This is a genomic window from Anabaena sp. UHCC 0187, from assembly GCF_009712035.1.
Taxonomy (GTDB): Bacteria; Cyanobacteriota; Cyanobacteriia; order Cyanobacteriales; family Nostocaceae; genus Dolichospermum.
The window spans coordinates 287,073-293,734 of sequence record NZ_VILB01000011.1 but is presented as its reverse complement, the minus strand read 5'-3'; the positions used below and the strand labels follow the sequence as shown (position 1 = coordinate 293,734).

The following is a 6,662-nucleotide window of genomic DNA, read 5'->3' as shown; positions in this document are numbered from 1 at the left end:
GAAGAAGGAAGAAAGGAGAAAGAATTTCTTCCCTGCCCCCTGCCCTCTACCTTCCTTCCTGGGGAATAATTTCCGTCACTACTCTGCGTCCAGAATTGCCACCTTTGACAACAATATTTTCTGTTTCTAGATTACCGACGGCTGTTTCCCCTTGAAAAGTTAATTTTGGTTCAATTTGGCGATAAACTACATTTCCCTGGGCTGCTAACAATTTTTTATCTAAATACCAAGTAAGTTGATTTGATTTTAAAGACTGACGACGTTGCCCAACTGCATTCACATTACCTGTGAGATACACCGTGTTTTCGGGTATTTTCATTTGTCCCTGATTAGCAGTGACCGTGACATTTTCAGCAGATTGGAATACCCGAATAGGAGAATTTGTTGTGATATTTTCTTTGTTAATATTCCAGGTTATTGAGTTACTAGTGATTTGCATCAGTGGATCTATTAACTCTAATTTTGCCTGGGGTTGGAGAATAGCAATTTGAGTTTTTAAGTTAATTTCCGCTCCATTACCGTAACCACGTCCAGTAATTTTATTATCTTTATATCTTTCTACTTGGATAGAGCGATCGCTAAATAATTTTTGCTCCTTAATATGCCAGATTAAATGTTCAGTTCGCATTTGCAACTGTGGATCTGTGGATTTTGCGACTACTCCTTGTGAGAATTCTACCCGTTGTTCACGAGTTTTCACCTTAGCTTCTTGGGCTACTGCAAGTAATTGCTTGTGGCTACCATTTAATTGATTGCGGATAATCAATAAATCTTCTTGAGGTCGCCATTCTAACTCATTACCTTTGAAAACAATCCCATTCCGGGGATCAGTAGCCACAATTTTACCTTGAAGAAATAGTTGCTTACCATCTTGCTTAATGTCAGCTTTTTCTGCTTTAATTTGGTAGACAACTTTGCCATCTTGGTAGAGTTCGCCTTCAGGACTGTCAGCCTCACCTATTTGTTTATCTGTAGTGTATTTTGCTTGTTTGGCTTTAACTTTCCAAATTGGCTTTCCTACCTCATCAAATTGTTCTAAAGCCACACCAAAAAAAGTTAACTTAGTATCATCTTCTTTTGGAGATGACGGCTCAGGTTTTGATTGGGTAGGTGATGGATTGCCGCAAGAAGACAAGGATAAACCCAAGCACAATATCAAAGGCAGGTAAAACAAATTAGTTGGTAATCGTAACCAAAACAATGAATAGAAGTGGGGAGAATGATTTTTAGTTCCCCTCTGATATTTTGCATCTTGTCTTCCATTCTCCCTACCTTGTGAATATTGCATTATTCTGGAACTTCTAGATGTCTATTATTATCTCGATGATCGTCTAAAAAGCCCATACTAGACAATGGCCGATATGGATAACTTTGACGGGGAGTTTTTTGGATATCTTCTTTGATAGCTTCTAAATCAATATAGCGATCGCTCACGTTAATTAAACTATCACTAGTCATAGAACGCAAACTCACCACCTCTACTCTAACACCACGATAACTAACAGAATTGACAGCATAAGCCAAATCGCCGTCACCGCTGACTAAAACTGCGGTATCATAGGAATCACACAATGCCATCATATCAACAGCTATTTCTACATCTAAGTTAGCTTTTTTAGAGCCATCTGGTAGTTGCACCAAATCCTTAGCAATCACTCGATAACCATTGCGACGCATCCACAACAAAAAGCCCTGTTGCTTCTCGTTTGTCCGATCTACCCCTGTGTAGAAAAAAGCCCGTAGCAGCCTTGATCCTCCAGTTAAACGGCACAATAACTTAGTGTAATCAATTTCGATTCCTAGTTGCAGTGCTGCATAAAATAAGTTCGAGCCATCAATAAAGATAGCCACCCGACCCCGATTTTCCAAAACTTGTTCTGGTGTAAATATTGAGTCGTTTTCAAAATTATTCAACATTGTTGTCATACCTTGTGTTGTTATCCCTGTGCTGATAGAAAACTCTAACTAGATAATTGTTAGAATTGCTTATGATAAGTCTTCGGGGACAATACATCAGAAGTTATAAAATCAGTAGTAAAACCACCTTAATTATTTACTCCCTTAACTAGCTATAAGCTGTAAGTAATAGCCCCGAATCGTTTTTGCAGGAATTCGCAGTTCCCAAAATTAATCTTTTATTTTGATGTTTCTATCCGTTTAAAAACTGGTTTAGGTGTTCCTAAATGTTGTTTATCGGATAATATTCCCCAGGTTGCGTGGGTACAAAAAGGGGCTAAAATTGCACTTTCTTTTTGTTTATTAAAGTTGATTCCCCAGCCTAATTGCTGATAAATATCACTACTGATATTAGGAATAATTGGAGATAGAAGATAAGCTGCTAGTCTGACAGATTCCAGAACCGCATATAGCACCACTTCCACTTCCTCCTGCTTACCTTGTTTATATAATGACCAAGGAGCTTGATCATCAATAAACTTATTACTGGCTTGCACCAGAGATAAAACATAGTGACAGGCTTCGTTAAAAGCTAGTGCTGTATATGCTTGTTTTACCTTTTCTCCCAACTCTAACCCTATCGCTTTCAAAGGATTTTCAGCCGGAATAGCTGATTGGTTAATGGAGGGTACTTGACTAGCGCAGTATTTCTTCACCATGTTTAAAGTGCGATTTAACAAATTACCTAAATCATTCGCTAAATCTGCATTCAAAACATTAATGAACCTTATTTCATTAAAATCGCCATCCTTCCCAAATTCGATTTCCTTAAGGAAGTAATAACGAACGGCATCACTACCATAATTTTCCACTAAAGCGATAGGATCTAAGGTATTACCTAAAGTCTTCCCCATTTTTTGACCATCTTTAGTTAAAAAGCCATGGCCAAATACCCTGTCTGGTAAAGGTAAACCCGCTGACATCAGCATTGCTGGCCAGTAAACAGCATGAAAGCGTAAAATATCTTTACCAATCAAGTGCAGATTAATCGGCCACCATGTTTGTAAGGCATTAGCTAAGGTTGGTTCTGCATCTGGTTCTAATAGTGCTGTAACATAACCTAATAAAGCATCAAACCATACATATAATGTATGTTGAGAATCCACAGGTACAGGAAAACCCCAATCAAGATTTACCCGCGAAATTGAAAAATCCTGTAAACCTTGAGCGACAAAATTAAAAACTTCATTTCGTCTGCTGATTGGTTGGATAAAATCTGGATGAGATTGGTAAAATTCCTCCAACTGAGTTTGATATTTAGACAAGCGGAAAAAATAGTTCTGCTCATCTCGCCATTCCACTTGTTTGTTAGTATGGATGGGACAGTGTTTGTCTGCGAGTAAATCCCGTTCTTCCTTAAACTCTTCACAGGAAACGCAGTACCAACCTTTTTGTTCTCCTTGGTAGATGTCACCATTTTCCCAAACACGCTGAAAGAACTCTTTGACTATGGCTTGATGACGGGGTGCAGTAGTCCGACTAAAGCGATCATATTGAATATCGAGTAAATCCCACAAGCGGATAAAACTGGGGACAATTTCATCACAAAAATCTTGTGGTAGTTTTCCTAAACTCTCCGCTGAACGCTGAATTTTTTGCCCGTGTTCATCTGTACCTGTAATTAGTAGCACTTGATGCCCCTGCAAGCGATTAAATCTGGCTACTACATCCGCTGCTATAGTTGTATAAGCACTGCCAATATGGGGGATATCATTGACATAATATAGTGGTGTTGTCAGTGCAAAAGTTTTTTCTGTTTTATTCACAAGATTCATGGACAATAAAAGCAAATTATTAATCAGTTTTCTCTATTGATAATCTAGATTATCTAGACAAAACTACGCAATTATATAACATTGCTACTTTTTTTTCAAACTCCTCCTGAATGATAACAAGTTTATGGGCTGAAGAATTGTTTAATTACTTCTATAAATCCACCTGGTTTCTTGGCAAATCAGAGAAAGTATTTACTAATAATCATGGTAAAACCTGTTTCTTTCATTGGTAGTTACAGAGAATACACTAACCCAAACTCTAGGGATATAACTAATTGTGTGGATATAGTTTTGCATATCAGATTCTCCAAGTAATAATTGACAAAACTGTGAAACATTCAGCCGTGAGCTAATGTCTAACAGCAAGCTACGCGTTAGGCATTAGCTACTCTAAAAAAGGCACAGCTTTCCATGAAATACAGGGAATTAAAACTCATTACCTGGCTGTAAGTTCAGGGAAATGAACCTTTCCTTTTCTGTGCTATTCCTGCTCTTAGCTGAATGCTGATAGCTGAATGCAATGCCAATGTGACACTATTGCCAGTTAGGAGAATTTAACGCTTTTGCATACTTATATATGATGAATACAAATCGCTATAAATTCTGTAATCATGGTTTCAGAGTTGGTTATTTTTTATCTGGAAAGGTTGATTTTAGACAAAGGAGAAAAGATAAAAATTTCGTCACAATCCCCATCTGGATAAGAGAAACGGTAAAGTTAAAGATAGAATAGACGAATAAAAATCAGCAAAATGCCAGCAGTTGCCCCTAAACCTTGTTTTTTAACGCCAAAACCAGTACAATCAGATTCTCCGTTATTTATCTATTTACCAGGAATGGATGGAACTGGTGAATTGTTGCAATCTCAAATCCCGGAATTAGCCTCTTGTTTGGATATTCGTTGCTTGGCTATACCCAAAGACTATCTTGCTAGTTGGGATGTTTTAGCGAAGAATGTTTTAGACTTGATTCATGCTGAATTGGAAAAAAGCTGTCAACGGACAATATACCTATGTGGTGAATCCTTTGGTGGTTGTTTAGCAATGCAAGTAGCAACCCAATCTCCTCAGTTATTTAAACGTATTATCTTAATTAATCCCGCTTCGGCTTTGCAGCAGCACCCTTGGTTTAATTGGATATCCCAGGTTACTCAGTTTGTGCCATCATCCCTATTTAATATTGGTGCATTGGGCTTGTTACCTTTTCTGGCATCATTAGAACGGATTTCTCAAAGCGATCGCTATACACTGCTTACAGCCATGCGTTCTCTGCCGTCAGAAACTGTAAACTGGCGCTTATCATTACTGCGAGATTTCCAAGTTGATAAAAAAGATTTACAACAGCTAACACAACCAGTTTTATTGATTGGGAGTGGCAGCGATCTTTTATTACCTTCTGTCAGGGAAATCGCCAGATTGACGGATATTTTACCAAATACCCAGACATTTATCCTACCAAATAGCGGTCATGCTTGTTTGTTAGAGCAAGATGTGAATCTCTATCAAATTCTCAAAGATAATGATTTTTTAGATGTTAATATCAATACACCAAAAATTACCACATCAACAGTAAGCCCTAATGGTACCAATTTTATGTAGGTAAGGCTGCGCTATATTTACCTAGGAGCAATACCCCTATGGGAAGCAAGCTAAATCAATGCTACTACAATATGTAATTTTACAAAGATATTATAGGCGCATCTTCATCTTATGACAGGTAGTAGCAAGCAGCCTGAAATTTAGGTGGAGTCTCAGGTTGCTATCGGTGGGTTTTCACATTTCCCCCACTATTCTGTAAAGTTCGTTTACCTTTTGGAGATGAATACTCAGTATTTTTAGAGGTTTGCATTGCTTCTTTGACAAGAGTAGCTAGTTCTTCTAGCTGGTTAATCGCTTCTGCACCTTCTAATTTCATTAATTCCCGATCATCACGCATTTCTGTCCAAGTGATCCCATAATCAGATACTAAAAAGCGAATTAAATGATTGTCTCCTAAGCTCACCATAAAAGATGCACTGTTCATCTGATCGCCGCAAGTATAGCAGGAAGCAGGATAACCATGCCGTTCTAGTACAACCGCTAAGGCTTGCAAATTCATTACCAAATCTTGAACAAATTGTCTATGCTCGTTTGCTAGTCTTAAAAACACTTGTCCCTCCAGACACCACAGTCATTTGAGTTTATTTTATATTTTCTTTAGATTTTCTCATGAACTGGCATTGTAAGATATTATTTACAATTTTTAGTGTTTCATGAGTTCGTTAATTAGTTAACTTGTTTAGGTTAGTGGATAACGATTGTTTAAGAAGTATCAAACTATTCAATTTTTCAGGTACTTATAGCAAACACAGGTATTAAAATTTACATTTTCCTTTCCCGATCTGTCAGAATTGTACTTGATGAAATTGAGACGTTTTTAGCCTAACTTAAATCCACTCATAGTCAAGTTCGTTAAATCTATGTATTGAACTATCACAGACGATATAAAGCTGAATTAAGATGATTCATTCACTCTAGCGCTTATTTTCGTTGCTTGTATTTTATCTCCATTTCAAATAAACCTCACATCATATAACATAGATCGAGATTAACGCAAGTGGTGAATATACTTAATTAATACATTATTTTTAACATATATATTTTTAATCCCCTCTATAACACTGATCTTAATATGAGAGAAGCGGGTTTTCACAAAGTATAATATTTTGTCTGATAGCGTAGCGTGGCGTAAGCCATATCAGGATTTTCAGGATTAGAGGATTGACAGGATTGTAATTTGATGAATTTGTCAGAATCAGGATAACCAGGATTAAAGGATTTACAGGATTGTAATTTGATGAATTTGTCAGAATCAGGATAACCAGGATTAGAGGATTAACAGGATTTTTATTTGATGAATTTGTCTGAATCAGGATATCCAGGATTATAGGAT

At 37.2% G+C, this 6,662-nt stretch carries 5 protein-coding genes; 1 reads left to right on the top strand and 4 read right to left on the bottom strand.

The genetic code is table 11. The annotated features are described in order from the left end of the window. Positions 1-46: 46 nt before the first annotated feature. The 3 genes from lptC to metG all read right to left on the bottom strand — a co-directional run bounded on the left by lptC (position 47) and on the right by metG (position 3,731). Positions 47-1,288, bottom strand: coding sequence for an LPS export ABC transporter periplasmic protein LptC (gene lptC, locus FJR11_RS10405; RefSeq protein ID WP_174762997.1), 1,242 nt, complete (start codon positions 1,286-1,288; stop codon positions 47-49). After that, entirely contained in the window at positions 1,288-1,917 is a 630-nt protein-coding gene (locus FJR11_RS10400) for an NYN domain-containing protein (RefSeq protein WP_168503611.1), read from the bottom strand. The genes lptC and FJR11_RS10400 overlap by 1 nt, the downstream gene beginning before the upstream one ends. Before the next feature lie 218 nt (positions 1,918-2,135). Beyond that, positions 2,136-3,731, bottom strand: coding sequence for a methionine--tRNA ligase (gene metG / locus FJR11_RS10395; RefSeq protein WP_168503610.1), 1,596 nt, complete (start codon positions 3,729-3,731; stop codon positions 2,136-2,138). Positions 3,732-4,483: 752 nt separating this feature from the next. On the opposite strand from metG, the gene FJR11_RS10390 reads away from it, so the two are divergent. After that, positions 4,484-5,329: an alpha/beta fold hydrolase gene (locus FJR11_RS10390; protein WP_168503609.1), complete on the top strand. Its 846-nt coding sequence runs from the start codon at positions 4,484-4,486 to the stop codon at positions 5,327-5,329. Between the two features lie 160 nt (positions 5,330-5,489). On the opposite strand, the gene FJR11_RS10385 is transcribed toward FJR11_RS10390, so the two are convergent. Next, positions 5,490-5,879, bottom strand: coding sequence for a DUF1815 family protein (locus FJR11_RS10385; RefSeq protein WP_168503608.1), 390 nt, complete (start codon positions 5,877-5,879; stop codon positions 5,490-5,492). Positions 5,880-6,662 lie beyond the last annotated feature (783 nt).